The following is a 26063-nucleotide window of genomic DNA, read 5'->3' on the forward strand; positions in this document are numbered from 1 at the left end:
TCAGGTCTCGAGTGGCGAGGGTCAGCCGGCGGGTCGCCCGTCCTCGGAGCCGGCGTCCGGGTGGGCGTCGTCGCAATCCAGCCAGAAGGGAAAGAAGTTGAACCACTGCAGCGGCGTCTTCTCGCATTGCCGTGTCAACCAGTCGACATAATGCTGCATGGCGCTGTCGATCCAAGCTGCCCGATCCCGGCGGCTCAGTTCGCTGGTATCGTCGAAGTGGTCGAAATCGACGCGGTAGCCCTTGGCCTCGCGAAAGCAGCCGATGGTGTAGACCGGACAGCGCAGCAGGCTGGCCAGCCAGAACGGCCCCTCCGGGAATCGTGCCGGGTGGCCCAGAAAGGGCAGGGTACGGGCGCGGCCGCTGTCGCTGATCGGCACGCGGTCGGCGGCGATGACCACGAAACCACCTTCCGCGATCCGGCGGCCCAGCTTCATCGCCGTCGTCGGGGTGATCTCGCTGACCTCGATGATCTCCGGCGGATTCTCGCGGTGGGTCGAGCGAGCGAGGACTTCGTCGAACTGCTGCGCGTTACGGGTGTGCATCAGCAGCGTCGCGCGGAAATCGTCCTGCATGTCGCTCATCGCGGTGCAGATCTCCATGTTGCCGACATGGGAGACGAGCATGATGCCCCCGCGTCCGCCGGCGACCGCCTGGCGAAAGCGCTCTCGAGTGTCGCCCTCGAAGCTGAGCGCCGGCGGGATGCCGCTCCAGGCGTCGATCTTGTCCATCAGGCTCTGGCCGAAGCTGCGGAAGTGGCGCAGGCTCAGCCAGGTCAGATGGCTGGGGGGCTGACCGTGAAGATGCCGCCACAGCCTGGTCAGGTAGGTATGAGAAGCGCGTCGGTGCAGACCGTGGGCGATGTAGTAGTAGACGATCACCAATAGCAGCATGATCTGGAACGGTAGCCGGCCCAGCTTGCGCCGGATCCAGACCATGGCGCGAATGCCGCCGGCGGTGCCGGTTTCGCGAATTCTCGACCAGTGATTGGGATTGCTGCTGATCGGTGTCATGAAGGCGTTTCCTGGCGGCGTCGCAAGAGGATGGGAAGACGTCCGAGCATGCCGAGCGCCAGACGCAGATGCATGCGGGCCAGCAGCACGTTGTCTCGCCACAGCTTGAAGTGGGAGACGCCATCGATCGGATAGTGCACCCGCACCGGCAGATTGCCGACGCGCCCGCCCTGCCAGTGCCAGCGCACCGGCAGCTCGCTGTCGAACTCCATGCGGTCCCCGCAGGGGTGTTCGGCGATCAGGCGATTGACGGCGGCAACCGGATAGAGCTTGACCCCGCACATGGTATCGCGGAGGTCGAACGACAGCGTCGCCAGCCACACCAGCGAGTGGGTGATGTAGCGGGAATAGAAACGGTGTCTGGGGACGCTGGCGTCGAACCGCGGATAGCCGAGCAGCAGGATCTCGTCGTCGGCGCGAAGCCCTTTGATGAAAGGCGGCAGGTCGCTGGCCTCGTGCTGGCCATCCGCGTCCACCTGGAGCACGTGGGTGAGCCCGCGCTCGGCGGCTCGCGCCAGCCCTGCGCGGATGGCGGCGCCCTTGCCGCGATTGACGGGCAGCCTGACCAGGTCCACCTGTGGATCGCGGGCGAGATCGTCCAGCACGCCGGCACAGTGGGCGTCGCTACCGTCGTCGATCAGGATGATCGGCAGGTCCAGCAGCCGGAGCCGCGCCAGCGTCTGGCCGATGGCTTCGGCGTGGTTGTAGACGGGGACCAGCACCGCGATGCGGGCGGTATCTTCACTCGACATCGACTACCTCTTCAGCTCTTGCCGGGCCGTTAGCGCGATGCGGCCGCTGACGTGCTTGCCGCGCTGGCTGTCGCACTCGAGGCGCAGGCTCGCCCCGGCGTCGTCCTGGCGATGCTCGAGCGTCATCTCGAAGCGGTCGCCGGGCAGCAGCGGCTGCGGGAATCTCAGCCGCTCGAGGCCGCTGAAATCGGCGTCAATGGCGAACAGCCGGCGCGCCTGCTGCATCGCCCAGTGTACCAGCGCGATGCCGGGGAGGACGGGCTGGCCGTCGAAGTGACCGTCGACATAGATGCAGTGCTCGGGCACTTCCAGAATGATGCGCCAGCCGCTCTCGTGCGGGCGCTCGCCCAGCCAGCGCGGTGCGCGTCGGTCTTCCAGATCCTGAAACAGCCGCTGACGAATCTCCGCGCTCAGCTTGCCCTGGGTGTTGGTGGGCCAGTGATCGACGAAGCGCCAGTAGCGGGGCAGCGCCGGGGTCTCGAAGCGCGCGGCGAGTGCCCTGCGCAGCCGTTTCACCGTTTCGCGACGCTGTCGGTGGTCATGTGGCATCGCGTCGGGTGACAGCTGGATGACCGCGGCCAGCCGCAGGTCGCGCCGCTGCAGTGTCCAGGTGGTCGCCCGTTCGACGCCGGGCAGCGTGGCGAGGGCGCGATCCATGGCCGTCAGCGAGAGTCGCTTGCCGCCGATCTTGACGATGCGGTCGGCCCGGCCCAGCAGCTCGAACCCGTCATCGGTCGGCGCGATCAGGTCGGCCTGGCGCTGCCACTGGTTCGGCGTCTCCAGATGGGAAGAGCGCAGCCACAGGCGACTCTCCTCGTCATGACGCACCTCGACGCCGGGCAGGGCGGTCCACGCCGAACCGCGCTGCTGAACGCGCCAGGCGATGCCGCCGGTCTCGGAGCTGCCGTAGATCTCGTGAACCGGCTTGCCGAGCCGCTCGAAGACCTGGTCACTGGCACCCTTCGATAACGGCGCGCCGGAGCTGTATATGGTCTCCAGGACGGCGCGCTCCGGCTGCCAGTCGAGCGCTTCCGGTAGCCGCGACAGTGCCGGTGGGGCGCTGACGAGAACGATCCGGCGGCCTTCCGTCTTACAGCACCGCAGCCAGGTATGCAGGGTCTCCGGGTAGCGGCAAGGCTGCGCCGAGAAGGGGCTGGCCTCGCAGAGCGGACGCAGGATCGAGAACAGTAGTCCGTAGATATGCTGGTGGCTGACCTGGCTGACCACCAGTTGGCCGCGCAGGGGCCAGAGCGATGCCTGGGTGGCGAGTTCGGCATCCAACTGGTCGAAACGCTTGTCGATCCGCTGCGGATCGCCGCTGGAGCCGGAGGTATAGAGCGAAACGGCGACGGCGGGCAGCGGTTCGGAGGACCACCGAGGCGGTCGGCTCGGGAGCCTTGTCGACGGCATCTGTTCCGGCGTCTGCCCGCTCGATCCCAGAACGACGCCCGCGTCGCGCAGGCCCGATAGCGTTTCCGGCTGGTTGTCCGCCGGCAGGACGACGCGGTCGCCGCGTTCCCAGATCGCGATCAGGGCGGCGCCGAATTCGATCGGATCCGGCTCGTAGAGTCGCCAGCTGTCGCTGTCGTTGGGCGTGTCGAGCAGCTGTTGCTGCCAGGCGCCGATCCGTCCGTGCCACTCGCCGACGCTGAACCAGCGCGCGGGCGTATTGCCCTCCGGCGGTAGCCAGGCGAAGGGCTCCGAAAGAGGGCGATGGCGCCATGGGCGCGCGCTCAATTCACGAAACGTCATGCGGCCTCTTTTCGTCGTGTCCTGCTGCGTCATGCATTCTCTCGTCATGCGCTGCGGCCCGGCGCTTGACGCGCTGGCGGATGCACCATTCGCCCAGGAACATCGCAAGCATCAGCGCGTAGACGATGCCGCCGTTGTACCAGGCCCAGACGTCGAGATCGGCATGGATCGCGGTGATCAGCGCCACGCTGCCGTTGAGCACGAAGAACACGCACCAGGCCTGAGTGACTCGGCGGGTATAGCGTACGGCATGAGGCGGCAGATCCGGTTCCTGGCGACGGGCGAGTCGCTCGATCAGCGTTGGCGGGTGACGCAGTCCGTGGGAGAAGAGCAGCAGCAGGGCGAGGTTCACCACCACCGGCCACAGGCGAAGCCCCAGCTCGGCACTGTCGGTCATCATCAACAGCAGGAGCAGCGGCAGCAGGCCCCAGCCCCAGCGGCGCTGTGCCGGCGGCAGGCGCCACCAGGCGATGGCGGCGAGCGCGATCAGCAAGGGCCAGGCACCGTAGTGCGGCAGCAGATAATGCACCACCAGCGGCCAGAGCAGGCCAACGAGACCCGCTGCGGCCCACAGGAGGCGGTTGCGGCCCTGGGCAGGCGCTGACGGAATCAAGAGGACACCGCCGGGTTCATTTCTGGCGACGCGATTCGACCAGTGCCGCCAGGCTTCGCAGGTTGGCGAAATGCTGGCGCGACGATTCCGCTTCGGACTCCAGCGTGATGCCATAGCGCTTCTGCAGCGCGAGCCCCAGTTCCAGCGCATCGATGGAGTCGAGCCCCAGCCCTTCGACGAACAGCGGCTCGTCGGGGTCGATGTCATCCGGCGTGACATCCTCCAGTTCCAGGGTCTCGATGATCATCTCTTTGAGTTCGTGTTCCAGCGCTGTCGTTGCCATCGGTCTTGGTCGTCCTTGTCACTCGTTCATTATCAGTTGCGGGCGCTCGATCCCGCATCGGGCGCGTTGCCGGTGGCGTCCGGCGTGCAGGCCTGTCGTTTCGGCCTCGGGAAATGTCATGCGGTAAACGTCATGTCATGGGCTGCGGATCATGGCCGAACGCTGGCGAGTTGCCAACCACGGCGGCTCATGGGACACGCCACGGTCGCACGCTTGTCCATCAGCCAGTCGATGATGTCGAGTGGCTGCAAGGTCGGCGTCTCCACCGTGACCGAGGTTTCCGAGAGTCGTCGTGCATCGGGGGCCGGGGCCTGGCCGATTCGAAGGGCAACGGCTGCCGAGCAGGATTCCGGCGCGTAGGCGGCGAAGCGTCGAGGAACGGGCTGGTCACTGAAAACGACCACGACGCTCGAATGGTCGTCGGCGAGATAGCCGCGCGCCTCGGCGATCAAGGCGGCCCACTCGCCGCCGCTGGCTGCGATCGCCTGCTGGCTGCGTCGATTGCCGCTGGCGATCGAGTAGACGCCGGCGATGGCATTGTGTACCGACAGGCCGAAACGCGCCGGCGACAGCGGCTCGCCTTCAGTCAAGCCGTACAGCATCTCCAGCGTGCGCTCGCCGTCGCCATGACGAGAGGCGTGAAGCACGATGGCGTCTGCACTGGGATCGAGGTCCAAGAGCATGTCGCAAACCGCGCGTCCGAGCAGGTTGAGACGGCGCCGCAACATCGAGGGAATGGCCTTGCCGGCAGGCTTGTCACGCGTGTCGAGCCGGGATTCCCCGTCGGTTTCGCGGTGAGGTGTCCAGGCTCGCCAATCCTGTAGGTAAAGGTCCGTCATGGCGTCGTTTCAACGATCCGTATTGCTGCAACTTTACGCATCATAACGGAAAATAAGGTCAGCGCGGTGCAAGCTTTATGCATTCTGAAGGAGGGTGGCGCCATGGGCGGAGGGCATCAGAGCGCCGAACCGGGGTTCGACGCACCCCGGGAGGACGATCCCTTGGGCCTGAATAAGCCTACCCTCGGTTTCCTCGGTTGAACTTGATACAGATCAAATATCGACGGGCGTTGGCCCACAAACCGGCCCCTAGCGACTACAGGGATCGTCGAGCGGGACGTCGCGAGGCCGGAAACGGCGGGAGATGGTGTCGATGGCGATGTTGAGGCCGGCGGTGACCAGCAGCAGAAAGAAGGCCTGATCGAACATCAGGTACTGGAAGCTGGAGTCGATGTAGAAGCCCAGCGTGGCGACACCCAGCATGCCGAGCAGGGCGGTTTCGCGCATGATGACTTCCGCGCGATAGCAGAGCAGTGCCAGCAGGTTGGGGTAAAGGCGCGGCAGCAGTTCGTAGGCGTAGCGTCCGGAGGCCGGCAGATCCGCCATGCCGATCGTCAGGCCGTCGGCGTGGCGTGCGACCAGAAAGGCGATCAGCGCGCCGTTATGCAGGGCCAGGGCGAGCCAGGCCGGCAGCATCGAAGGCCCCAGCATCAGCAGGAAGATGAAGGCGAGCATCAGTTCCGGCGTCGAGCGCAATACGACCAGCAGCAGCCGGCCGCCGAAGCGCTGCCATGGGTGGCCGAAGTGAAAGCTGGCCAGCGGCCACAACAGCAGCGCCAGTACCAGGCTGCCGACGGTGCCCATCAATGCCAACAGTAGCGTATTGCCGATGGCCGGCAGCAGGTCCGGCAGGCTGGACAGCCACGACCCCAGACCGGCCAGGTTCCCGTCGAGTAGCGGTGCCGGCCACAGATCATGGCTGACGAAGCGCCATAGCAGATGGCCATCGACATCGGGCCACGGCCCCAGAAAGAACAGCGCGCCGATCAGCAGCGGTAACAACAGCCGGCGATGCCCCCACCACGGCAGCGTGGCGACGAGGGCATAGAAGAGCCACAGCAGTGCCCCGGCTTCACCGAAACGCCCCTCGCGGAAGGCGCTCTCGAGATAGAAGCCGAGCGTCGGCAGCCCCACGAAGCCGAGCAGCACGCTGGCCCGCATGGCGCATTCGAAACGGTAGCGGGTGTAGCTGGCAAGCCGTTCCCAGACCAGCGGCAGCTCGGCATAGAGAAAGCGGGACAGCCGGTCGGTGCCGGCAGGCAGCGCCTCCGTCGGGGCTTTCGGCGTGAGTTCCAGAATCTCTGCGTAGACCTTGGCAAAGATCCCGGCGTAGGGGATCGCCAGCGCGGCGAGCGCGGTGACCGCGGAGAGGCCGAAGACCTGCAGGAACAGCAGCGCCCAGAACAGCTCATGGATGGCGCGCATGAAGGCGCAGAAGGCGCGCACGAGCCGCGAGCGATGAAAGATCAGCGCCAGCGGGAAGCCGAGCACGGCGCCGATGAGGGTTCCCCATAGCGCGACGCTGACGGTCAGGGCGATCGCTCGAAGCGGGCTTTCCAGCGCGACGAAGTCGGGCCGGACGAAACCTTGCGCCATTCGCCACACTTCCCCCCACGGATCGACGGCGACGATCCGCAGGTCGGCGAAGGGGAGCAGCAGCAGGCACAGCAGAATCAGCGCCAGCGAGCGGCGTGCCAGAGTGAGTCCAGGGCTATTGCCTTGCAGCAGTCCGGGAGGCGCGCTCATGTCGTGGCATCTACCTCGGTCCCGCGACTCGATTTCCTCGCATCCGGATAAAGCGCGTCCAGCTGGGCGAGCGTCAGCTCTCGCGCTGGGGCATCCAGGACTATCCGACCGTCACGCAGGCCGATGACCCGATCGAAATGCGCTAGCGCCAGCCGATGCTGGTGCAGGGCGATGACGCTGGAGGCATGGCGAGTCTGGATATGCTCCAGCAGTCGCAGCGCCTGATGAGGATCGACGCTGGCCAGCGGTTCGTCGCCAAGGAAGACCTCGCGCTGCTGGTAGAACGCTCTGGCGATCGCGACCCGCTGGCGCTGACCGCCGGAAAGCTGCGCCACGGGGCGGCGCAGCAATCCTTCGAGGCCCAGCTCGTCAGCCAGGGCTTCGATGGTCTGCCACGCCTGGCGACGAGGCTTGAGGAGGTTGAAGAGGTTGCTCAGCGCGGCGTGCCGTTCGAGCTGCCCCATATAGATGTTGTGATAGACCGAGAGCAGTGGCACCAGCCCGTGTCCCTGCGGGCACCAGGCGGCGGTATTGCCCAGCCGGCGACGAATCTCGGCAAGCAGCGTCGACTTGCCGGCGCCGCTCTGACCCAGTAGCGCCACGCGCTCGCCGGCTTCCAGGGAGAGCGTCAACGCCGGCAGCACCACCTGCGTCCCGTAGCCCAGGTCGGCGCTATCGAAAGTCAGTAGCGGCATGGGTCTCAGCGCAGCAGGCCGATGGACTTCCCGACCGACTCGATCGGGCCGTAGTCATCGTTGCTGGCCGGAATGAAGCCCGAGCGCGGAAAGCTCTCCAGCAGTGCCGGATCGGTCATGTCGACCAGTGCCTGCTGCACCTTCTGCGTGAAGCCTTTGCCGTAACGCTCGTCGGCGTCGCCGCGCAGCGTCCACTGATAGTCCGGATAGGTCGGCGATTCCCAGATCACTTCGACCTTGTCGGTATCGACGCGCCCATCCTCGACGGCAGCCTGCCAGACGGTGAAGTTCACCGCGCCGACATCGTAGGTGCCGGATTCCACCAGCGCGATGGTGCGCGTGTGATCACCGGAGAAGCCCACGCGGGAGAAGACCTGCTCGGGAGCCTCGTCGAAGCGCTGGCGAATGAAGTGCTCCGGCATCAGGCGACCGGACGTCGAGGTCTTGGCGCCGAACGTGAACGAGTGGCCGGCCACGGATTCGGGCAGCGCTTCCTGCTGCGGCTCGATGCCGGTGGCGGTATTGGCGATGAAGTAGCTCACGAACTCGGCATCTTCCTTGCCCTGGGCGATGGCTTGCGAGCCGGGCACCAGTTGGCGGGCCTGGACGCCGGAGAGGCCGCCGAACCAGGCAAGCTGTACCTGGTCGTTGCGGAAGGCGGTGACCGCGGCGCCATAGGACGTGACGGGAACGTATTCGACATCGACGCCGAGCCGATCCGAGAGGTAATCGGCAACCTTGGAGAAGCGTTCGACCAGGCGAGACTGGTCCTCATCGGGGATGGCCGTGAAGCGGAAAGTCTCGTCGGCATGGGCGAGCGAACAGCCGATCGACAGAACCAGGGCAAACATCCAGCGCATGGGAAACGGGCCTCGATGATTTCAGAAGGCGGCCATGATAACCGCATGAGCGCATCGGCATTAAGCCGCGTGTGGTTATCCATGTTGATGGACGTCTGGCTGCCCGGTGACTCGAAGGCCGAGAGACTGTCGTCACTTATCCTTCGGCGGGAATTTGGTCGGCCGCAGGCTCTCCTTGATCTTCTTGAGATGAGGCAGGAACGACTCGCCTCGGCGCAGCGTCACGCCTGTCGCGAGCACGTCGATCAACGCCATGTGGATCATTCGCGAACTCATCGGCATGTAGACTTCCGTGTCTTCCGGCAGGTCGACCGGCAGGATGTCGGTGCAGACTTCCGCCAGCGGCGACCCATCGCGAGTGATGCCGATGACCAGTGCACCGCTGTCGCGGGCCACCTTGGCGACTTCCACCAGTTCACGGGTGCGGCCGGTATAGGAAATCACCACGATGACGTCGCCGGTATGGGACGCCGCCGCGATCATGCGCTGCATCAGCACGTCGTTGTAGGCGGCCACCGGCAGGTTGAAGCGGAAGAACTTGTTCTGCGCATCGAAGGCCGCCGGCGCCGAGGCGCCGAGGGCGAAGAAGCTGATCTGGCGGGCCTGGGAGAGATGATCGACGACGCGCTCGATCCGCTTCGGGTCGATCTCGCGGCGAGCCTCGTCCAGTGCGGCGATGGTCGCGCCGATGATCTTGTCGGTATAGGCCGCCGCATCGTCGTCGCTCTCCACGCTGCGGCTGACGTAGGGCGTTCCGCCTGCCAGACTCTGGGCCAGCTGGATCTTGAAGTCCGGATAGCCTTTGGTTTCGAAATTGCGACAGAAGCGGTTGACCGTGGGTTCGCTCACCGTGGCAGCCTGTGCCAGAGTGGCTATGCTCATGCCAATTGCCGCGTTGGGGTCCTGCAGGATGACGTCGGCGACCTTGCGTTCCGAGCGATTGAGGTCGTCGACCCGCGAACGAATGCGGGCGATGAGATCGTGCATTGCCATGGTTGCGGGGCATCTCCTTGCGGCGGAATGACGGGTGAATCATCACAGGCCCTGCATCCTAGCGTCTGCCGGCAACAGCGCCAAGCGGTGATAGGCCGTGATCGCCAGGTTACGCCCTCGTGGCCCTGCGGCGCGGTATACTGGTAGGAGGCGGTAATTTAATGACGAAGTCGAATGTCAAATGACGCCTGGATGGCGTATTTTATTCGTAAATTAACGACACTGGCGGAGGGAGGCAATGACTCGAGAGGCAACGCCCAACGTGGACTTGGCTCTGTTCGGCGCGCTTGGCGACTTGGCGCTGCGCAAACTTTACCCGGCACTCTATCATCTGGATCGCGATGGCCTGCTGGGTACCGATACCCGAATTCTGGGGCTGGCACGTCGCGAGCATGACATCGACAGTTTCCGCAGCACCGTACTCGGGACGCTCAAGAAGCGCATCAAGCCCAAGGAGCTGGAGCAGAGGTGTCTCGACCGCTTCCTGGCCCGGCTCGAGTACGCGCAGCTCGATTTCGACACCGTCGACGGCTACGAGAAGATTCGGGACTGGCACGCCCAGAGCCCGGATCCCCTGTGTCCGCTGACCATCTACCTTGCCGTGCCCGCCAGCATCTACGGGGCGATCTGCGCCAATCTCGAGCAGAGCGGCAGCCTGGATGGCGAATCGCGGGTGGTGGTCGAGAAACCGATCGGTTATGACCTCGAGTCCTCGCATGAGATCAACGACGCCATCGGTGCCGTCTTCCCCGAATCTCGCATCTATCGCATGGATCACTATCTGGGCAAGGAAACGGTCCAGAACCTGATCGCACTGCGTTTCGCCAACCCGATGTTCGGCAACCAGTGGAACCAGAGCCAGATCTCCCACGTCGAGATCACCGTGGCCGAGCAGGTTGGTATCGAAGGGCGCTGGGGCTACTTCGACAAGGCCGGCCAACTGCGCGACATGGTCCAGAACCATCTCCTGCAGCTGCTGACCATGCTCGCCATGGATCCGCCGGCCAACCTGGACGCGGATGCCATTCGCGACGAGAAGGTGAAGGTGCTCAAGGCGCTCAAGCCGCTGGAAGGCGAGGACCTCAACCGCCACGTGGTTCGCGGGCAGTACGTCGCCGGCACCATAGACGGCGAGAGCGTCCCGGGGTATCTCGACGAAGAGGACGCCAACACCTCCAGCACCACCGAGACCTTCGTCGCCATGCGTCTCGAAGTGGCCAACTGGCGCTGGGCCGGCGTGCCGTTCTACCTGCGTACCGGTAAGCGCATGCCGGAGAAGCTGTCGCAGATCGTGATTCACTTCCGCCAGCAGCCGCACTACATCTTCGATCCGGACCAGCGCAACCTCGCTGCCAACAAGCTGGTGATCCGGCTGCAGCCGGAAGAGGGGATCGCGCTGCAGGTGCTGACCAAGGACGGCGGCCTCGACAAGGGCATGCGCCTGCGCCCCGGCCCGCTGCATCTGGATTTCAACCACGCCTTCCCCAAGGAGCGGATTCCGGACGCCTACGAGCGCCTGCTGCTGGAGGTCATGAAAGGCCAGCAGTATCTGTTCGTGCGTCGCGACGAAGTCGAGTACGCCTGGAAGTGGGTCGATCACCTCATCGCTGGCTGGGAAAAGCGTGATATTCCGCCGCGTCGCTATCCGGCGGGCTCCTGGGGGCCCGTGGCCTCCATCGCGATGATCACGCAGGACGGTCGCTCCTGGTATGAAGACTACTGACAGCGCTCGCGAGCAGATCGGTGCGCAGCTGGCTGTCGCTGCCGCCCAGGCATTGACGGCGGACCTGGCCAGCCAGCCACGCGCGCTGCTGGTCGTCTCCGGCGGTTCGACCCCGCTGCCGTTCTTCCGGCGGCTGGCCGAGCAGCCGGTGGCGTGGTCGCGGGTCGATATCACCCTCGCCGACGAGCGCTGGGTGCCCGAGGAGCACGCCGACAGCAATGCGCGCCTGGTCCGGGAAACGCTGCTGACAGGGCCGGCCGCCGCGGCGACCTTTCACTCGCTGACCACCTCCGACCCCACGCCGGAGCAGGGCGCGGCGACGGTCGCCGCCCGTCTGGCGACGCTGCCGTGGCCGGCCAGCCTGGTCGTGCTCGGCATGGGCGATGACGGCCATACCGCTTCGCTGTTCCCGGATAGCGGCGAGCTTTCGCTGGCGCTGAGTACGGATGAGAGCGTCGTCGCGGTACGCGCGCCCAGCGTGTCGCAGCCTCGCATTACCTTGAGCGCGGCGCGATTGCATGACGCGCGCCGCCTCGCGCTGCATCTGGTCGGCGACGCCAAGAAGGCGGTGCTGGCCCAGGCGCTCAGCGGGGATGACGTCCGCGAACTGCCGATCCGTGCCTTCCTGGCCTGTCCGCTTACCCTCTACTGGGCGCCTTAGCGCCTGCCGGCACCTGCCCGCCGACCGAGCGAGTGCCGATATTCTTCAAAGGAGTCTCCTCTCTATGTCATCCGCTCAACGTTTGCCCGCTTCACACATCGAGCGTCTGGACGAAATCTGCCGCTCCGGCGCCATCATCCCCGTTCTCGTCATCGAGCGTCTCGAACATGCCGTACCGCTGGCCAAGGCGCTGGTCGAGGGCGGTCTGAATGTCCTCGAAATCACGTTGCGTACCGAGTGCGCGGTCGAGGCCATCAAGCAGATCAAGCAGGCGCTGCCGGATGCGATCATCGGCGCGGGCACCGTGCTGGGCATCGATCAGTACCGGGTCTGCGAGGAGATCGGCGTCGATTTCGTCGTCACGCCCGGCACGACGCCGGCCCTGTTCGAGTATGGCGCCGGCAGCGACGTGCCGCTGCTGCCGGGCGTGGCCACGGTTTCCGAGGTCGTCACCGGCTGGGAGTACGGCTATCGCCGTTTCAAGTTCTTCCCGGCGGAAGCGAATGGCGGTGCCAAGGCGCTGAAATCCTTCGGCGGTCCGCTGCCGGAAGCGCTGTTCTGCCCGACTGGCGGGGTCACCGTGGACAACGCCGCAGACTATCTGGCGCTACCCAACGTGATGTGCGTCGGTGGTTCCTGGATGGCGCCAAAGTCGCTCATCGATAACGAAGATTGGGCGGGTATTACCGAACTGACACGGGAAGCCACGCAGCGCTATCCGCGCTGAACCGGCATCGAGCGCCCGGTCTTCCGGGCTCGGGCGCTCGGGCCGCGCTCCCTGGTGATCGACCGGGTCGACCGGGATTAGCGATGGGGTATCAGTCCTCGAGGCGCGCCAGAAGACGCTGACCGCGACGCGAGCGGCGAGTACGCCGCATGCCGGCCGATGCCAGTTTCCAGCCAACGATGCGCGCCATTCCTACTGCCATGCCGGAGGCCGCACCCCAGAGCAGCGCCTGACGCCATTCGACATCATCCTCGTCGGGATTGATCGGTGGCTCGAAAACGCCCTTGCGAAAGGTCTGTTTGAGGCTTTGACGAGCCAGCACGCCGGATAAAACCGCCGTGCTCGTGCCAACGATGGTCCACAGTGTCTGAGGCTTCACGAAATTCTCCTTCCTGGATAGATTGTCCCGATAGTCTGGTCGATCCTTCGAAGACTCACCAGTCGAATGCCCGAGGCGCACACCGGGCGAATTCGACGGCCAGGGCTTACGGTTTGGGGTTTAGGATCATGGACATGGAGGATCACGGCTTCGGCAGGCACGACGGCGTTCTGCCGCCTGACGTTCTGGCGTCTACCGCTCGATCGCCGTCGCCACGCCCTGGCCACCGCCGATGCATAGCGTCGCCAGTCCCTTGTGGACGTCGCGGCGCTGCATCTCGTGCAGCAGCGTCACCAGAATGCGGGCGCCGGAGGCCCCGATTGGGTGACCCAGCGCGATGGCGCCGCCGTTGACGTTGACCTTGCTGCCGTCCCAGCCGAGATCCTTGGCCACGGCCAGCGTCTGGGCGGCGAAGGCTTCATTGGCCTCGATCAGGTCCAGCTCGTCGATCGTCCAGCCGGCACGTTCCAGACAGCGTCGGGTCGCCGGTACCGGGCCGATGCCCATGGTCGCTGGGTCGACGGCGGCGTTGGCGTAGGCACGGATCGTCGCCAGCACGGGTAGCCCAAGGGTCCTGGCCCGTTCGGCGCTCATGATGAGCAGGGCGGCGGCACCGTCGTTGAGCGAAGAGGCGTTGCCGGCGGTGACGCTGCCGGTCTTGGAGAACGCCGGCTTGAGCTTGCCCAGCGATTCGGCGGTAACGCCGTCGCGGGGCTGTTCGTCGCGCTCGATCATGATGGGGTCGCCGCGCCGCTGAGGCACGCTCACCGGCGTGATCTCGGCATCGAAGCGTCCGGCTTCGCGAGCCTGCGAGGCACGCCGCTGGGATTCGGCGGCATAGGCATCCTGCTCTTCGCGGGAGATGCCCCAGCGCTCGGCCACGTTCTCCGCCGTGATGCCCATGTGATAGTCGTTGAAGGCGTCCCACAGGCCATCGTGGATCATGCTGTCGAGCAGCTCGGCGTGACCCATGCGCAGGCCGGTGCGGGCCTTGGGCAGTACGTAGGGTGCCAGGCTCATGCTCTCCATGCCGCCGGCGACGATGATCTCGGCATCGCCGCAGCGGATCGCCTGGACCGCCAGGTGCACCGCTTTCAGCCCGGAGCCGCAGACCTTGTCGATGGTCATCGCTGGCACGCTGTCCGGCACGCCGGCTTCGATCGCGGCCTGGCGCGCGGTGTTCTGGCCCAGGCCGGCGCGCAGCACGTGCCCCATGATCACCTCGTCGACGCCGGTCGGGTCGATGCCTTCCAGAACGCGTCGAATGACGGTCGCGCCCAGCGTTACCGCTGGAACGCTGGAAAGGCCGCCCTGGAATGTGCCGATCGGCGTGCGCGTGGCGGCGACGATCACCACGTCGCGCATGGGCGTGGTCGGTCCGGAAACGTCAGGCATGGGAAGTCTCCCGTTTGTCGATCAGCTTGCAGCCTGTGGCTGCGGAAATTTCCTCGAGGGTGACACCGGGTGCCAGCTCGACCAGGGCCAGCCCTTCCTCGGTGATATCCATCACGCCCAGGTCGGTAATGATCCGATCGACCACGCCGACCCCGGTCAGCGGCAGCGTGCATTCGCTCAGGATCTTGTGCTCGCCCTTGGCCGTGTGGCTCATCAGCACCACCACGCGCTGCACGCCAGCGACCAGATCCATCGCGCCGCCCATGCCCTTGACCATCTTGCCCGGGATCATCCAGTTGGCGAGGTCGCCTTTCTCGGAGACCTGCATCGCGCCCAGAATCGCCAGGTTGATATGGCCGCCGCGAATCATGGCGAAGGATTCGGCATTGTCGAAGTAACTGCTGCCCGGCAGGGCGGTGACGGTCTGTTTGCCGGCGTTGATCAGATCGGGGTCGACGGTCTCTTCGGTCGGGAAGGGGCCGATGCCGAGCAGGCCGTTCTCCGACTGTAGCCAGACGTCCATGCCCTCGGGAATATAGTTCGCTACCAATGTCGGCTGACCGATGCCGAGGTTGACGTAGAAGCCGTCACGCAATTCGCCGGCGGCGCGCTCTGCCATCTGTTCCTTGGTCCAGGCCATCTCAGTTCACCTCCCTGAGCGTGCGTTTCTCGATGCGTTTTTCCGGTGTCGGATTATGGACGATGCGATGCACGAAGATCCCCGGCAGATGGATATCGTCGGGATCGATGGCGCCCGTCTCGACGATCTCTTCGACCTCGGCGACGCAGACCTTGCCGGCCATCGCGGCCAGCGGGTTGAAGTTGCGCGCGGTCTTGTTGAAGCGCAGATTGCCCGCCTTGTCGGCGACCTTCGCCTTGATCAGGGCGACGTCCACCGGCAGGCCGCGCTCCATCACGTAGTGCTCGCCATCGAATTCGCGCACCTCCTTGCCTTCGGCGATCCTGGTGCCGTAGCCGGTCTTGGTAAAGAAGGCGGCGATGCCGGCACCGCCTGCGCGCAGGCGCTCGGCCAGCGTGCCCTGCGGGCAGAATTCGAGCTCCAGTTCGCCGGAAAGGTACTGGCGCTCGAACTCCTTGTTCTCGCCGACATAGGAAGAGAGCATCTTCCTGATCTGACGCGACTCGAGCAGCAGCCCGAGGCCGAAGCCGTCGACGCCGGCATTGTTGCTGGCGACCGTCAGATCCTTCTTGCCGGTGTCACGCAGGGCGACGATCAGCGATTCGGGGATGCCGCACAGGCCGAAGCCGCCAACGGCGAGAGTCATGCCGTCTTCGATGAGACCTTCCAGCGCTTCAGCGGCGCTGCCAAACACTTTGTCCATGAGTCCTCGTCCTGTGAAACGGAAGTCGTGCAAAAGATCGCTTCGAAGCCGCTGTGCCGCAACGTTCGCTCCGTTCAGATTGGCAATGAACGTGCGGACACGCGCTATCTCAAGCGATCGATGGAGGAAGACATTACCACCCGAGCGAGAGCGACGTGGGCAGGTTAGACGATAGTAGCAGCGCCGCCAGGAAGGCGGCGCTGGTTGTCTCGATGAAGGTGGATGGCGGCCTAGCGGGGCAGGTCGTCGAGATCGTCGGTGCCGGGCAACGAGACGAAGGCGCCGGCACGAGTGGCCGCGAAGGCACCGCAGCGACAGGCGAACGTCAGCGCCTCGGTCAGCCGGGTTTCGTCGGCCAGCCAGTCGGCGAGTGTCTCGCAGGTCACGTCGTCTCGCGCCAGGGAGGCCAGCAGGCCGCCGATGAAGGCGTCGCCGGCCGCGGTGGTATCCACTGCCTGAACGCTGGGCGGAATCGCCTGCAGCTGGCGATCGGCCAGGTGCGCGCTCACCGGCCCCGGGCCGTCGGTGATCACGATCAGTCGGGTGCCCTTGGACAGCCTGGCGCTGATCCATTCCTCGGCGCTGCGATCACCGCGCAGGATGTCGAGCTCTTCGGCGGAGAGCTTGATGACATGAGCGCGTTCGAGCAGCTGTTCGACCAGGGGCACATCGATCTTGCCCTGGGGCCACAGCATCGCGCGCAGGTTGGCATCGACGCTGATCAGACAGCCGCCGCGCCGCGCAATGCTGGCGAGATCCAGCGTGGTGCGGGCAATGGCGGCATCGGTCAGGCTGTTGCTGCAAAGATGGACCAGCGCGGGCTCGGTGAAGATGCCCGGCGGCAGGTGCTCGCGACGGTAGAGCAGATCCGCGGCGGGCGGACGGTAGAAGTCGAACTGGCGCTCGCCGCGGCTGTCGCGGGAAACGAAAGCCAGTGCCGTGCGAGCCTCGCGGGTGCGCACCACGTATTGGGTGTCGACGCCGTAGCGGGTCAGTTCGTCGATCAGGAAGTCGCCGAAACGGTCATCACCGATCATGCCGAGAAAGAGGCTGGGGACACCCTGGCGGGCGCAGGCCACGGCAGCATTGGCGGGCGCGCCGCCGGCGTAGGGCGTAAAGGTCTCGGGGCCGCTGTCGTCACCCAGACGGCTGGACAGCATGTCGACGAGGGCTTCGCCGAAGGCGATGATGGGAGTCATGGGTCAACCGGCTCTCTATGTCGAACGAAAATCGAGGTGCGGCGTGCTTGATCTCATCGAAGCTGATTTCATCGAAACTGATCTCAAACAGGATGCCGCACCGAACGTCATCACGGCACGCGGTAACTGCGGGCTTCCTCAAGCAGCGCAAACCACGTCGGGCGATCGAGTTCGAGATTACTGCTCAGCAGCAAATTGTCGATACGTCTTTCATTCAACGTTCCGATCACTGGAATCGGCTGGCCGGGAAGGCGCCGCAGCCAGGCCAGTGCCAAGCCGGCCGTGGTCGAGTTGAGCTGGTCGGCCAGCCGCGAAAGCGCCGTGCCGAGAACGTCTTCGAACACCGAGCCGCCGCCCAGCGGCGACCAGGCCATCGGTGCCAGTCCGTCGGCCAGGACGGCGTCGTAGAAACCATCGAACAGCGCGTCGGGATGGGCCAGCGAAAGCTCGAGCTGGTGAGCGCCGAGCCGGTGATGCATCGCGGCTTGCAGGCGCCGCCACTGTTCGGGCAGGAAGTTGGAAACGCCTACGGCGCCGACCTTGCCGGCAGCGATGGCGTCATCCAGTGCTCGGGCCGTGGCTTCGGCATCCATCAGTGGGTCGGGGCGGTGCAGCAGGAAATGATCGAGCCGGTCGACGCCGAGGCGGGAGAGTGAACTGTCGATGACCTGGGCAAGATAGCGCTCGGACGTGTCGTAATGCTTGACTCCGAACGGAGAGATGTCGCGATGCGGCAGGACGATATCGCCTTTGGTCACCACTCGAACCCGGGACTTGAGCGCCGGGCGATGCGACAGCGCCTCGCCGAACAACTGCTCGCACTTGTGGTTGCCGTAGATGTCGGCGTGATCGAACCAGTGCAGGCCCTGATCGACGCGCGCTTCCAGCCAGTCGGCGAGCTTCTCTGGCTCGTTGAAGTCGGGCCTTTCGTGCAGCCGCATCATGCCCAGAATGAACGGGGCATCGAAGTAGAGATCTTCGCTCACGCCGGGGTTTCCTCTCGGCTGATCGTGGTGGCGAGCAGATGCTGGCCATCCGGCACCAGCCAGACGGGATCGACCCGGGTGCAGGCCGCTTCGATGCACAGAAAGCGCTGGCCGACGGCGGCGGGGGTATCTCCCGGCAGGCCGTTGCCCGGGTGCCAGACGACGGTGGAGTCGCTGCCCTGCTTGCTGATCCGCAGACGTCGTTGGCCATCGTCGAGAACGACAGGGCGGTTCGACTGGTAGATACGGTCCAGCGCGCCACGAATGCCCAGTTCCCCCTGCTGATGATGCTCGGCAAAGTGTTCGAGCTTGTCCAGATAGCGGGCGCCGGCCAGCCCTTCGATACGGCACCGGTGCGTATCGGCGACGGCAAAATAGGTGTGCAGCGCGCCGGTCAGCTTGACCGGGGTGGTGCCGGCGTGGCGAGTCATCAGTTCGACGCTCAGGCGCTGGGCGTTGGCGTGAACCACGGCATTGGGAACGAGCTGATCGTGCAGCCGCTCTTCGGGGGAGAGGTGAATCTCGACCCCGCCGCCGGTCACGCTCTCGTCGACGGCATCGATGCGCCATTGCACTGTGCGGGCGGGGCCATGCATCGGGCCCTTGCCGTCCGGCGACTCGTCGGCGAACCACGGCCAGCACAGCGGGATCCCGCCGCGAATGGCACCGGGCATCGGCTGCGGCGTCGGGGTGACCCAGAGCCAGCCATCCTCCGTGCCGGATGCCGGTCGGACGCCTTGCCCGGCTTCGGGGGCGAAAGGTAAAAAGTGCAGAACCTGAGCGCCCTGCAACGAAATCGCCAGCTCGCCCCAGTCGGCATTGATCAGCAGCACGCGCCGACCTTCCCATTCGGCTTCCCGCTGACCGTTCGTCGCGTCGATCAGCTGCCGCAGCGTATCGGGAATCATGTCACCTCCTCGTTGTGCAGGGCTTCCGCCGCACCCAGAAGGCCGGTCCACGGCGCCGTCACCACCCAGGTGGGAATTCCCGCATTGTAGGCGCTCAGCCGGCCCTTGTCGGCAAAGGCGCGACGGAAATCGCTGCGCGGCAGCCACTCGATCAGACGTGGCGTGATACCGCCGCAGAGATAGACCCCGCCCAGCGCGCCGAGGGTCAGCGCGGCGTCGCCGGCCACGCTGCCGAGGATCTTGAGAAAGCGCATCAAGGTCTCGCGGGCAACGCGATCGCCCGCCCGGGCGGCCCCGGTAATCTCCGCCGGGGTGTTGTAGTGGGCGGTGACATTGAGTAGTGCCGCATGGGCGAGATAGAGATCGAGCAGGCCCTGGCCGCACAGCAGACGTTCGATCGAGACCCGGCCATAACGGGCTCGGAAATGGTCGAGAAGCTGGTATTCGCGCTGATCGGTAGGGGCAAAGGTGGCGTGGCCGCCTTCGGTCGTCAGCGGAATCCAGGCGCGCCGACTGGGGACCAGTCCGGCGACGCCGAGCCCGGTTCCCGGGCCGATCACCAGGCGCGGGCGTCGAGGTTCGGCCTCGCCTTCACCGATCTTGACCAGTTCCTTTTCGTCGATGTGAGGAATGCCGAGGGCCTGGGCGGTGAAGTCGTTGATGACCTTGAAATTCGACAGGCCGAGTTCCTCGGCGACGGCCTTCTTGGAGAACGCCCAGTCGTTGTTGGTCATCTTGACCCAATCTTCGTGCACCGGGCAGGCGAAGGCCAGGCACGCCTCGTCGGGCGTCTCTGCGCCGACCTGTTTCAAGTAGGCCTGGATGGCCTCGACCAGCCCGCCATAGCGCGCGCAGGGGAGCGTCTCGATCGATTGCAGCTCGACGCTGCCGGGCATCACCAGCGCAAAACGTGCGTTGGTTCCGCCTATGTCGCCGATCAGGGCGGGAATCGTCATTGGTGCCCTCCGGGCAAGTCGGCGGCATCGAAACCGCCAAAGGTGGCCGCGCCTTCCTCGGCACCGCCGACCAGCTGGCGGAACCCGGCGAACAGTTCGCGGCCCATTCCATGATGATAGTGGTTCAGGTCGCAGGTCGCCGGTTCGCGTTGCGCCCAGGTTTCGGCATCCACCAGGGCCTCGAGCACGCCGTTATCCGGGTCGAGCAGCACCGTGTCGCCGTCGCGCAGATAGGCGATCGGGCCGGCATCGACGGCTTCCGGAGTGATGTGGATGGCCGCCGGTACCTTACCAGAGGCGCCGGACATTCGTCCGTCGGTGACCAGCGCGACCTTGTATCCGCGATCCTGCAGCACGCCGAGAAACGGCGTCAACTGGTGCAGTTCCGGCATGCCGTTGGCGCGCGGCCCCTGGAAGCGCACGACGACGATGACGTCGCGATCCAGCTCGCCGCTCTCGAACGCGGCCTTGACCTGGCTCTGGTCGTCGAAGATCCGCACCGGCGCCTCGACCCGGCGGAACTCCGGTTTGACGGCGGAAACCTTGATCACCCCGCGTCCCAGGTTGCCGTCCAGCACGGCCAGCCCGCCGGTGGGGGAGAACGGGCGCGTTACCGGCCGCAGCACGTCTTCGTCGAGGCTCTGTCGGGTGCCTTCTCGCCAGATCAGCTTGTCATCTTCCAGGAACGGCTCCTGGGTGTAGGCGGTCATGTCGGTGCCGAAAGCGGTGCGGACATCGGCATGCATCAGGCCCGCGGACAGCAACTCGCGGACCAGGAAGCTGACGCCGCCGGCGGCGTGGAAGTGGTTCACGTCCGCCTGCCCGTTGGGGTAGATCCGGGTCAGCCCGGGAATCACTGTCGAAAGCTCGGCGAAGTCGTCCCAGGTGATGGTCAGGCCGACGGCGGCGGCCATCGCCACCAGGTGCAGCGTATGGTTGGTCGATCCACCGGAAGAGAGCAGCCCGATCATGGCGTTGACGATGGCATGGGCGTCGATCTGCTTGTAGAACGGATGATAGCTGCCGGCCTGGTCACTGTTGCGGATCACCTGCTCGGTGCTGAATCGGGTGATCGCGTCGCGCAGCGGCGTGTTCGGGTTGACGAACGAGGTGCCCGGCATGTGCAGGCCCATCATCTCGAGCATCAGCTGGTTGGAGTTGGCGGTGCCGTAGAAGGTGCAGGTGCCCGGGCTGTGGTAGGAGTCCGACTCAGCCTCCAGCAGCGCATCGCGGCCAACCTTGCCTTCGGCGTAGAGCTGGCGGATCCGGGACTTCTCGGCGTTGGGCAGGCCGCTCGGCATGGGGCCGGCGGGAACGAACACCGCTGGCAGGTGGCCGAAGCGCGCGGCACCGATGAACAGGCCCGGCACGATCTTGTCACACACGCCAAGATACAGTGCGCCGTCGAACATGTTGTGCGACATCGCCACGGCCGTCGACATGGCGATCACGTCGCGAGAGAACAGCGACAGCTCCATGCCGGGCTGGCCCTGGGTCACCCCGTCGCACATGGCCGGCACGCCGCCGGCGAACTGCGCGGTGCTGCCCATGCCGCGGGCGGCTTCCTTGATCAGGTCGGGGAAGTGCTCGAGCGGCTGATGAGCGGACAGCATGTCGTTATAGGAAGAGACGATGCCGACGTTGGCGCTGTTCATCAGCTTCAGGCTGTTCTTGTCGCCGGCATTGCAGGCGGCGAAGCCATGGGCCAGGTTGCCGCAGGAGAGTTCGGCGCGGTGGACGCCGCGACGATGCTGCTGCTCCATGCGTTCTTCATAGAGGCGGCGGCGATCGGCCGATCGGGCCTCGATGCGTCGGGTCACGCGGTCGACAGTGGGGTTGAGCGTCATGGGGTTGCCTCATCGAGCTGTCATGGTTGTTTGGTAAACTTACCAAAAATTATGGCATTTGTTCGCGGATGGGCCTTTTGTATTAGTCTTTCGGAGTAATATTTTTTCATTCGTCGATGTTCTAGACTGGTGTTCTAGACTATTGGCAGTTTCGCGGTGATCGAGCGCTGTCGTTCGATCCGCGCCATTCACGAATGCGTGATCAGGCGCGACCGTGCCACATTCCCCAAACGTTCGAGTTACGTCATCAGGAGGAGAGCACCATGACATTGCGTGTCGCCATCAACGGATTCGGTCGCATCGGCCGTAACGTACTTCGTGCCATGTACGAAAACGGTTATCGCGACCGGATCGAAGTCGTCGCCATCAACGACCTGGGCGATCCGGCGCTCAACGCGCACCTGCTGCGTCATGACAGCGTGCATGGACGTTTCGGCTTCGACGTCACTCACGACAGCGATACCCTGAGCGTAGACGGAGATAGCATTCGCATCCTCTCGGAGCGCGATCCGTCGCAGCTGCCCTGGAAATCGCTGAACGTCGACCTGGTGATGGAGTGCACCGGGCTGTTCACCAAGCGCGAGGCCGCAGCCAAGCACATCGATGCCGGCGCGGAGCGTGTGCTGATTTCCGCACCCAGCGGCGATGCCGACGCGACGATCGTGTTCGGCGTCAACGAAGGGACACTGAAGGCGGAGCATCGGGTGGTTTCCAACGCTTCCTGCACCACCAACTGCCTGGCGCCGGTAGCCCAGGCGCTGCAGGAGAGCGTGGGTATCGAGAATGGCCTGATGACCACGGTGCATGCCTACACCAATGACCAGAACCTGTCCGACGTCTACCACAAGGATCCGTACCGCGCGCGCAGTGCCACGCAGTCGATGATCCCGACCAAGACCGGTGCCGCCGCAGCCGTCGGGCTGGTGCTGCCCGAACTGAACGGCAAGCTCGACGGGCTCGCGGTGCGGGTGCCGGTCATCAACGTGTCGCTGGTGGACCTGGTCTTCACTGCCGGTCGCGAGACGAGCAAGGAAGAGATCAACGAGATCGTCGAGAAGGCAGCGGCCAAGTCGCCGGTACTGGCAGTGAACTCTCAGCCGCTGGTGTCGATCGACTTCAACCACGACGCCAACTCTTCCACCTTCGATGCCAACCACACGCGCGTGAACGGGCGTCTGGTCAAGGTCATGGCCTGGTACGACAACGAGTGGGGCTTCTCAAACCGCATGCTGGATACGGCACTGGCCATGCAGGCCGCCAGCTGAGGTGAATATCGGTTTCGCTGGCTGAACGCCTGGCAAGAGTGGCTCGAAAGCGAGTCGCAAGCGACAGTCAAAGGCGATAGCCGAAAACGATGAAGCAGGATCGAGGGGTGGCAGAGCGTCTGTCGCCCCTCTTTTTTGGTATTTTCTCCCTCCGGACACCCGCGCGACGTGTCCCCCTCGGCTAGAAGGGGGCAGGCGACCGAGTCGCATACCATCGAAGTAGCGCCAGTTTTGCGTTCAAGTCATCCAATCCGTTGTCGATAGAACCCTGTATGCTGGGCAATTGCGTTGGTGGGCTTGGACTTGTCAGGCTGACCCTCTAGTGTAAGTCCGAACATGCCCTATCTTTCCACCATGCATTGAGGTTGGCGGCGTCATGCAGGACAACATCATCAACGCGCATCGCCTGATTGGCGAGACCATTCGCGACCCTGAAGAGAAGCGGCTCGGGAAGATCGTGGGTGTCGACCAATCGCGTTCCGTGCCAGTAATTTTCGTGATCTGGCAGGAGCAGGCGGGCATGCATCGTTTCGAGCTGACTCGCGACGAGCTGCGCCAGCTGGCGGATGCCTGCTGCCATGCTCAGTCGAAGAGTCGCGATCATCGAGCCAGGGGTGACGATGAGGCGCGAAGCTCATCTGATGATGCGTCCTCTTCGCCCGCGGTCGCTCAGCGTCGTGTCGGCTTTCGCTGACACGATCTCGTTTTACCACCCAGCCGCTTGGAAACAGCACTGCGGCTAGACGAGGCCGGAGTGCATGGATTCACGGGATGCCTTCGTGCATGACGATGAAGTTTCGGGCGCGGACGCCCGACAGTGGCTGCAATGCTTGCCGGGCACGGTCTATGTCACCGACTCGGCCTGGTGGCTGGGTGAGCTGCGCTTCGTCGCCGATTCCATCGACGCGCTGGGCCATCGTCCCGCCACGGACTACCTTTCCCAGCCCGAGCTGTGGCTGGCGCAGATTCCCGAATCCGAGCGCAGGCCGCTGCTCGAACGATTGCAGCAGGCCCTGACCGAGGGCGAGCTCACGGCGCGGCTGTCCTACGTCATCGAAAGGCGAGATGGCTCCGAGTGTCAAGTCGACGACAGTATCAGCATCCAGCGTGACGCGGACGGCGAGGTCGTGACACTCATCGGTTTCCTGCAGCCGCGACTGCCTGCCGCTCCCGCGAATGACGACGGCTTGTCCCCGCAGTCCCTGCTCGATCACAGCGGCGATGTGATCTTGGCGCTCGATGAGGATATGGAGTGCCATTACGCGGCGGGTAACACCCAAGGCGCGCTCGGTGTCAGCGCAGCGTCGCTGCTGTCGACGTCTCTCTTCGGCCTGATGGCGCCCGAGGATGGCTCCCGGGTTCGGCGCCTGCTGATCGAAGGAGCCGCCGAGGCGAGTTCTCCCATGGTGGAGCTGCGTCTGAGACACCGGGATGGGGTGTACCGCTGGTTCGAGATCCACTTTTCGCCTTATCCGCTGCCGTTGGGGCAGACGCTGGAGCCCCCGGTCATGCCGGGCTGGGTTGCCATCGCGAGGGATATCACCCAACGCCGCCACCAGTCGCTGCAGTGGAATGCGTACACCGCCACCGACGAATTGACCTCGGCGCTCAATCGAGAGCCTTTCATGGGCCTGATGCGGCATGCGTTCGCAAGTGGAGACACCGGCGCTAGGTTTACGCTGATCGTGTTCGATGTCGACCATTTCAGCGATATCAACCGCGATTGGGGGCGCGAGGGCGGCGATCTCGTGCTCAGTTGCATCGGCGAAATGTGCCGGGCGACGTTGAGAGAGCGGTTCAGCTTCGGCCGATTGGGCGACGATTCCTTCGCGTTGCTGATGAGCGGCAAATCGCTGCAGGAAACGGCCACCATCGCCGATAAACTGCGCGGGCGTCTAGCTTCGACCCGGGTGGAGTTTCATGGTCATTGGCTGTCGTTCTCGGTTAGTCTTGGGGTCGCCGAACGGCGCAGTGACGAGACCGCGGAAGCCATGCTGGCGCGTGCCGAGGCGGGAATGCAGAATGCCAAGCAGCGCGGGCGGGATCGCGTTCAGCAGGCGCCATGAGCCGCTGTGCGAGTCGACGTCGAGCCAGCCGAACCTGCGCCAAGCCAGTCAAAGAAGGAGAACGATGATGGGACGATTACTGCTGGCCTTGCTGCTCAGCCTGATGTGTCTGCCGGCGTGGGCCGACGAGGTCGAAGGTCCACGCGTCCAGGGCGAGACTTTCGAATATGCCACGGGCGGCCAGACCTACCAGGGGTATCTTGCCTACAACGCCAGCGATGACGAGCCTCGTCCCGGCGTACTGCTGGTCCATGAATGGTGGGGGCTCAACGACTACATCAAGCACAAGGCCGATCAGCTGGCGGCACTGGGCTTCGTGGCACTGGCGGTAGACATGTATGGCGGCGGCAAGGTGGCCCAGCACCCGGAGGATGCCAAGGCGTTCTCCAGCCAGGTCATGCAGGACTGGCCCTCCGCTCGAGCGCGGCTGGAAGCGGCGATGACAGCGCTGCGTGAACATCCTGCGGTGCGCGAGGATCGCATGGCGGCGATCGGCTACTGCTTCGGTGGTGGCGTGGTGATGAACATGGCATTGGCGGGCATGCCGTTGGAAGCGGCGATCAGCTTCCATGGCAGTCCGACTCAGGTCGTCACCAACCCGCAGCCGTTCGACGGCCTGGTGCGCATCTACAACGGCCAGGACGATTCGCTGGTCGACCCCGAGGCGCTCGACAGCATGGCGACGGCATTGACGGAAGATGGCGCGGACGTTCGCGTGGTGCAGTATCCCGGTGCCAAGCACGCTTTCACCAATCCGGATGCCGACAGGCTGGCCGCGGAGAACGAACTTCCGCTCGGCTACGACGCGGCGGCGGATGCTGCCTCCTGGCAGGCTGCGTTGCTGACGCTGGACAAGGCGCTGAATCAGTAGGCTGAAGACGGGCTACGGGCTACGGGCTACGGGCTACGGGCTACGGGCTACGGGCTACGGGCTAGGGGCTACGAGCTACGGGCTACGGGCCAGGCAGCAGAAAGCCACGAACGACCTGAACTGCACCCCGAAAGTTGGACACCCATCCAACCTTCGGGGTGTTTTTGATGGCAAGATACGACGAGAACTTCAA

Annotated in this window: 26 protein-coding genes; 7 read left to right on the forward strand and 19 right to left on the reverse strand. The window is 64.9% G+C overall.

Annotated features, from left to right (window positions below):
• Positions 1–21: 21 nt before the first annotated feature.
• From BC443_RS11025 to hexR, 10 genes are all read right to left on the reverse strand, one after another.
• The gene (locus BC443_RS11025) at positions 22–1011 is read right to left on the reverse strand and encodes a glycosyl transferase (protein WP_071231877.1); all 990 of its coding nucleotides are present in this window, start codon (positions 1009–1011) and stop codon (positions 22–24) included.
• Positions 1008–1763 carry a glycosyltransferase family 2 protein gene (locus tag BC443_RS11030; RefSeq protein WP_071231878.1) on the reverse strand — a complete coding sequence of 252 codons (756 nt, stop codon included), beginning with the start codon at positions 1761–1763 and terminating at the stop codon, positions 1008–1010. The genes BC443_RS11025 and BC443_RS11030 overlap by 4 nt, the downstream gene beginning before the upstream one ends.
• A gap of 3 nt (positions 1764–1766) precedes the next feature.
• Positions 1767–3515, reverse strand: a complete 1749-nt coding sequence (locus BC443_RS11035; RefSeq protein ID WP_083387336.1) for an AMP-binding protein — start codon at positions 3513–3515, stop codon at positions 1767–1769.
• Positions 3502–4128, reverse strand: a complete 627-nt coding sequence (locus tag BC443_RS11040; RefSeq protein ID WP_071231879.1) for a hypothetical protein — start codon at positions 4126–4128, stop codon at positions 3502–3504. Before BC443_RS11040 ends, BC443_RS11035 begins: the two co-directional genes overlap by 14 nt.
• A 16-nt stretch (positions 4129–4144) precedes the next feature.
• Positions 4145–4411: a phosphopantetheine-binding protein gene (locus BC443_RS11045; RefSeq protein WP_071231880.1), complete on the reverse strand. Its 267-nt coding sequence runs from the start codon at positions 4409–4411 to the stop codon at positions 4145–4147.
• A gap of 149 nt (positions 4412–4560) precedes the next feature.
• A complete protein-coding gene (locus BC443_RS11050) occupies positions 4561–5250 on the reverse strand; it encodes a beta-ketoacyl synthase chain length factor (protein WP_071231881.1) in 690 nt (229 codons plus the stop codon).
• Between the two features lie 249 nt (positions 5251–5499).
• Positions 5500–6996, reverse strand: coding sequence for an ABC transporter permease (locus tag BC443_RS11055; protein ID WP_071231882.1), 1497 nt, complete (start codon positions 6994–6996; stop codon positions 5500–5502).
• A complete protein-coding gene (locus tag BC443_RS11060) occupies positions 6993–7691 on the reverse strand; it encodes an ATP-binding cassette domain-containing protein (protein WP_071231883.1) in 699 nt (232 codons plus the stop codon). Before BC443_RS11060 ends, BC443_RS11055 begins: the two co-directional genes overlap by 4 nt.
• A 5-nt stretch (positions 7692–7696) precedes the next feature.
• On the reverse strand, positions 7697–8551 hold the full coding sequence (locus BC443_RS11065; protein ID WP_071231884.1) for a putative selenate ABC transporter substrate-binding protein: 855 nt from the start codon (positions 8549–8551) through the stop codon (positions 7697–7699).
• Between the two features lie 132 nt (positions 8552–8683).
• Entirely contained in the window at positions 8684–9544 is an 861-nt protein-coding gene (gene hexR, locus BC443_RS11070) for a transcriptional regulator HexR (protein WP_071231885.1), read from the reverse strand.
• 238 nt (positions 9545–9782) lie between these two features.
• Here hexR and zwf point away from each other — a divergent pair, with 238 nt between their 5' ends.
• The 3 genes from zwf (at position 9783) to BC443_RS11085 (ending at position 12655) form a co-directional block, all read left to right on the forward strand.
• Positions 9783–11267, forward strand: coding sequence for a glucose-6-phosphate dehydrogenase (gene zwf / locus BC443_RS11075; protein WP_071231886.1), 1485 nt, complete (start codon positions 9783–9785; stop codon positions 11265–11267).
• Positions 11254–11928, forward strand: a complete 675-nt coding sequence (gene pgl / locus BC443_RS11080) for a 6-phosphogluconolactonase (RefSeq protein WP_071231887.1) — start codon at positions 11254–11256, stop codon at positions 11926–11928. Before zwf ends, pgl begins: the two co-directional genes overlap by 14 nt.
• Before the next feature lie 64 nt (positions 11929–11992).
• The gene (locus BC443_RS11085; protein WP_071231888.1) at positions 11993–12655 is read left to right on the forward strand and encodes a bifunctional 4-hydroxy-2-oxoglutarate aldolase/2-dehydro-3-deoxy-phosphogluconate aldolase; all 663 of its coding nucleotides are present in this window, start codon (positions 11993–11995) and stop codon (positions 12653–12655) included.
• Positions 12656–12746: 91 nt separating this feature from the next.
• Here the strand turns inward: BC443_RS11085 and BC443_RS11090 are convergent, their stop codons facing one another.
• The 9 genes from BC443_RS11090 to edd form a co-directional block, all read right to left on the reverse strand.
• The gene (locus tag BC443_RS11090; RefSeq protein ID WP_071231889.1) at positions 12747–13034 is read right to left on the reverse strand and encodes a DUF4235 domain-containing protein; all 288 of its coding nucleotides are present in this window, start codon (positions 13032–13034) and stop codon (positions 12747–12749) included.
• Positions 13035–13226: 192 nt separating this feature from the next.
• Positions 13227–14399, reverse strand: coding sequence for an acetyl-CoA C-acetyltransferase (locus BC443_RS11095; protein WP_071231925.1), 1173 nt, complete (start codon positions 14397–14399; stop codon positions 13227–13229).
• A gap of 22 nt (positions 14400–14421) precedes the next feature.
• Positions 14422–15069: a CoA transferase subunit B gene (locus BC443_RS11100; protein WP_071231890.1), complete on the reverse strand. Its 648-nt coding sequence runs from the start codon at positions 15067–15069 to the stop codon at positions 14422–14424.
• A gap of 1 nt (position 15070) precedes the next feature.
• A complete protein-coding gene (locus tag BC443_RS11105; RefSeq protein WP_071231891.1) occupies positions 15071–15772 on the reverse strand; it encodes a CoA transferase subunit A in 702 nt (233 codons plus the stop codon).
• Between the two features lie 230 nt (positions 15773–16002).
• Positions 16003–16971 carry a carbohydrate kinase gene (locus BC443_RS11110; RefSeq protein ID WP_071231892.1) on the reverse strand — a complete coding sequence of 323 codons (969 nt, stop codon included), beginning with the start codon at positions 16969–16971 and terminating at the stop codon, positions 16003–16005.
• Between the two features lie 110 nt (positions 16972–17081).
• A complete protein-coding gene (locus BC443_RS11115; RefSeq protein WP_244179809.1) occupies positions 17082–17957 on the reverse strand; it encodes an aldo/keto reductase in 876 nt (291 codons plus the stop codon).
• The gene (locus tag BC443_RS11120) at positions 17954–18865 is read right to left on the reverse strand and encodes a D-hexose-6-phosphate mutarotase (protein WP_071231893.1); all 912 of its coding nucleotides are present in this window, start codon (positions 18863–18865) and stop codon (positions 17954–17956) included. Before BC443_RS11120 ends, BC443_RS11115 begins: the two co-directional genes overlap by 4 nt.
• Positions 18862–19821: a glucokinase gene (glk, locus tag BC443_RS11125; protein ID WP_071231894.1), complete on the reverse strand. Its 960-nt coding sequence runs from the start codon at positions 19819–19821 to the stop codon at positions 18862–18864. The genes BC443_RS11120 and glk overlap by 4 nt, the downstream gene beginning before the upstream one ends.
• Positions 19818–21668, reverse strand: a complete 1851-nt coding sequence (gene edd / locus BC443_RS11130; protein ID WP_071231895.1) for a phosphogluconate dehydratase — start codon at positions 21666–21668, stop codon at positions 19818–19820. Before edd ends, glk begins: the two co-directional genes overlap by 4 nt.
• 263 nt (positions 21669–21931) lie before the next feature.
• Here edd and gap point away from each other — a divergent pair, with 263 nt between their 5' ends.
• From gap to BC443_RS11150, 4 genes are all read left to right on the forward strand, one after another.
• Positions 21932–22933: a type I glyceraldehyde-3-phosphate dehydrogenase gene (gap, locus tag BC443_RS11135; protein WP_071231896.1), complete on the forward strand. Its 1002-nt coding sequence runs from the start codon at positions 21932–21934 to the stop codon at positions 22931–22933.
• 376 nt (positions 22934–23309) lie between these two features.
• Positions 23310–23627 carry a hypothetical protein gene (locus tag BC443_RS11140; protein WP_071231897.1) on the forward strand — a complete coding sequence of 106 codons (318 nt, stop codon included), beginning with the start codon at positions 23310–23312 and terminating at the stop codon, positions 23625–23627.
• A gap of 64 nt (positions 23628–23691) precedes the next feature.
• Positions 23692–24999, forward strand: coding sequence for a sensor domain-containing diguanylate cyclase (locus BC443_RS11145; protein WP_071231898.1), 1308 nt, complete (start codon positions 23692–23694; stop codon positions 24997–24999).
• 64 nt (positions 25000–25063) lie between these two features.
• Positions 25064–25870 carry a dienelactone hydrolase family protein gene (locus BC443_RS11150; protein ID WP_083387338.1) on the forward strand — a complete coding sequence of 269 codons (807 nt, stop codon included), beginning with the start codon at positions 25064–25066 and terminating at the stop codon, positions 25868–25870.
• Positions 25871–26063 lie beyond the last annotated feature (193 nt).

This window comes from Salinicola sp. MIT1003, from assembly GCF_001858555.1.
In the GTDB taxonomy this organism is placed as follows: domain Bacteria; phylum Pseudomonadota; class Gammaproteobacteria; order Pseudomonadales; family Halomonadaceae; genus Salinicola; species Salinicola salarius.

Excerpts from the sequence above, each read along its gene's own strand:
- pgl (WP_071231887.1), top strand. The coding sequence starts at position 11,254 with ATGAAGACTACTGACAGCGCTCGCGAGCAGATCGGTGCGCAGCTGGCT.
- BC443_RS11045 (WP_071231880.1), bottom strand. The coding sequence starts at position 4,411 with ATGGCAACGACAGCGCTGGAACACGAACTCAAAGAGATGATCATCGAG.
- BC443_RS11120 (WP_071231893.1), bottom strand. The coding sequence starts at position 18,865 with ATGATTCCCGATACGCTGCGGCAGCTGATCGACGCGACGAACGGTCAG.
- BC443_RS11025 (WP_071231877.1), bottom strand. The coding sequence starts at position 1,011 with ATGACACCGATCAGCAGCAATCCCAATCACTGGTCGAGAATTCGCGAA.
- BC443_RS11105 (WP_071231891.1), bottom strand. The coding sequence starts at position 15,772 with ATGGACAAAGTGTTTGGCAGCGCCGCTGAAGCGCTGGAAGGTCTCATC.
- BC443_RS11100 (WP_071231890.1), bottom strand. The coding sequence starts at position 15,069 with ATGGCCTGGACCAAGGAACAGATGGCAGAGCGCGCCGCCGGCGAATTG.
- BC443_RS11150 (WP_083387338.1), top strand. The coding sequence starts at position 25,064 with ATGATGGGACGATTACTGCTGGCCTTGCTGCTCAGCCTGATGTGTCTG.
- edd (WP_071231895.1), bottom strand. The coding sequence starts at position 21,668 with ATGACGCTCAACCCCACTGTCGACCGCGTGACCCGACGCATCGAGGCC.
- BC443_RS11065 (WP_071231884.1), bottom strand. The coding sequence starts at position 8,551 with ATGCGCTGGATGTTTGCCCTGGTTCTGTCGATCGGCTGTTCGCTCGCC.
- hexR (WP_071231885.1), bottom strand. The coding sequence starts at position 9,544 with ATGGCAATGCACGATCTCATCGCCCGCATTCGTTCGCGGGTCGACGAC.
- BC443_RS11110 (WP_071231892.1), bottom strand. The coding sequence starts at position 16,971 with ATGACTCCCATCATCGCCTTCGGCGAAGCCCTCGTCGACATGCTGTCC.
- zwf (WP_071231886.1), top strand. The coding sequence starts at position 9,783 with ATGACTCGAGAGGCAACGCCCAACGTGGACTTGGCTCTGTTCGGCGCG.
- BC443_RS11095 (WP_071231925.1), bottom strand. The coding sequence starts at position 14,399 with ATGCGCGACGTGGTGATCGTCGCCGCCACGCGCACGCCGATCGGCACA.
- BC443_RS11140 (WP_071231897.1), top strand. The coding sequence starts at position 23,310 with ATGCAGGACAACATCATCAACGCGCATCGCCTGATTGGCGAGACCATT.
- BC443_RS11060 (WP_071231883.1), bottom strand. The coding sequence starts at position 7,691 with ATGCCGCTACTGACTTTCGATAGCGCCGACCTGGGCTACGGGACGCAG.
- BC443_RS11050 (WP_071231881.1), bottom strand. The coding sequence starts at position 5,250 with ATGACGGACCTTTACCTACAGGATTGGCGAGCCTGGACACCTCACCGC.
- gap (WP_071231896.1), top strand. The coding sequence starts at position 21,932 with ATGACATTGCGTGTCGCCATCAACGGATTCGGTCGCATCGGCCGTAAC.
- BC443_RS11085 (WP_071231888.1), top strand. The coding sequence starts at position 11,993 with ATGTCATCCGCTCAACGTTTGCCCGCTTCACACATCGAGCGTCTGGAC.
- BC443_RS11145 (WP_071231898.1), top strand. The coding sequence starts at position 23,692 with ATGGATTCACGGGATGCCTTCGTGCATGACGATGAAGTTTCGGGCGCG.
- BC443_RS11030 (WP_071231878.1), bottom strand. The coding sequence starts at position 1,763 with ATGTCGAGTGAAGATACCGCCCGCATCGCGGTGCTGGTCCCCGTCTAC.
- BC443_RS11055 (WP_071231882.1), bottom strand. The coding sequence starts at position 6,996 with ATGAGCGCGCCTCCCGGACTGCTGCAAGGCAATAGCCCTGGACTCACT.
- BC443_RS11035 (WP_083387336.1), bottom strand. The coding sequence starts at position 3,515 with ATGACGTTTCGTGAATTGAGCGCGCGCCCATGGCGCCATCGCCCTCTT.
- glk (WP_071231894.1), bottom strand. The coding sequence starts at position 19,821 with ATGACGATTCCCGCCCTGATCGGCGACATAGGCGGAACCAACGCACGT.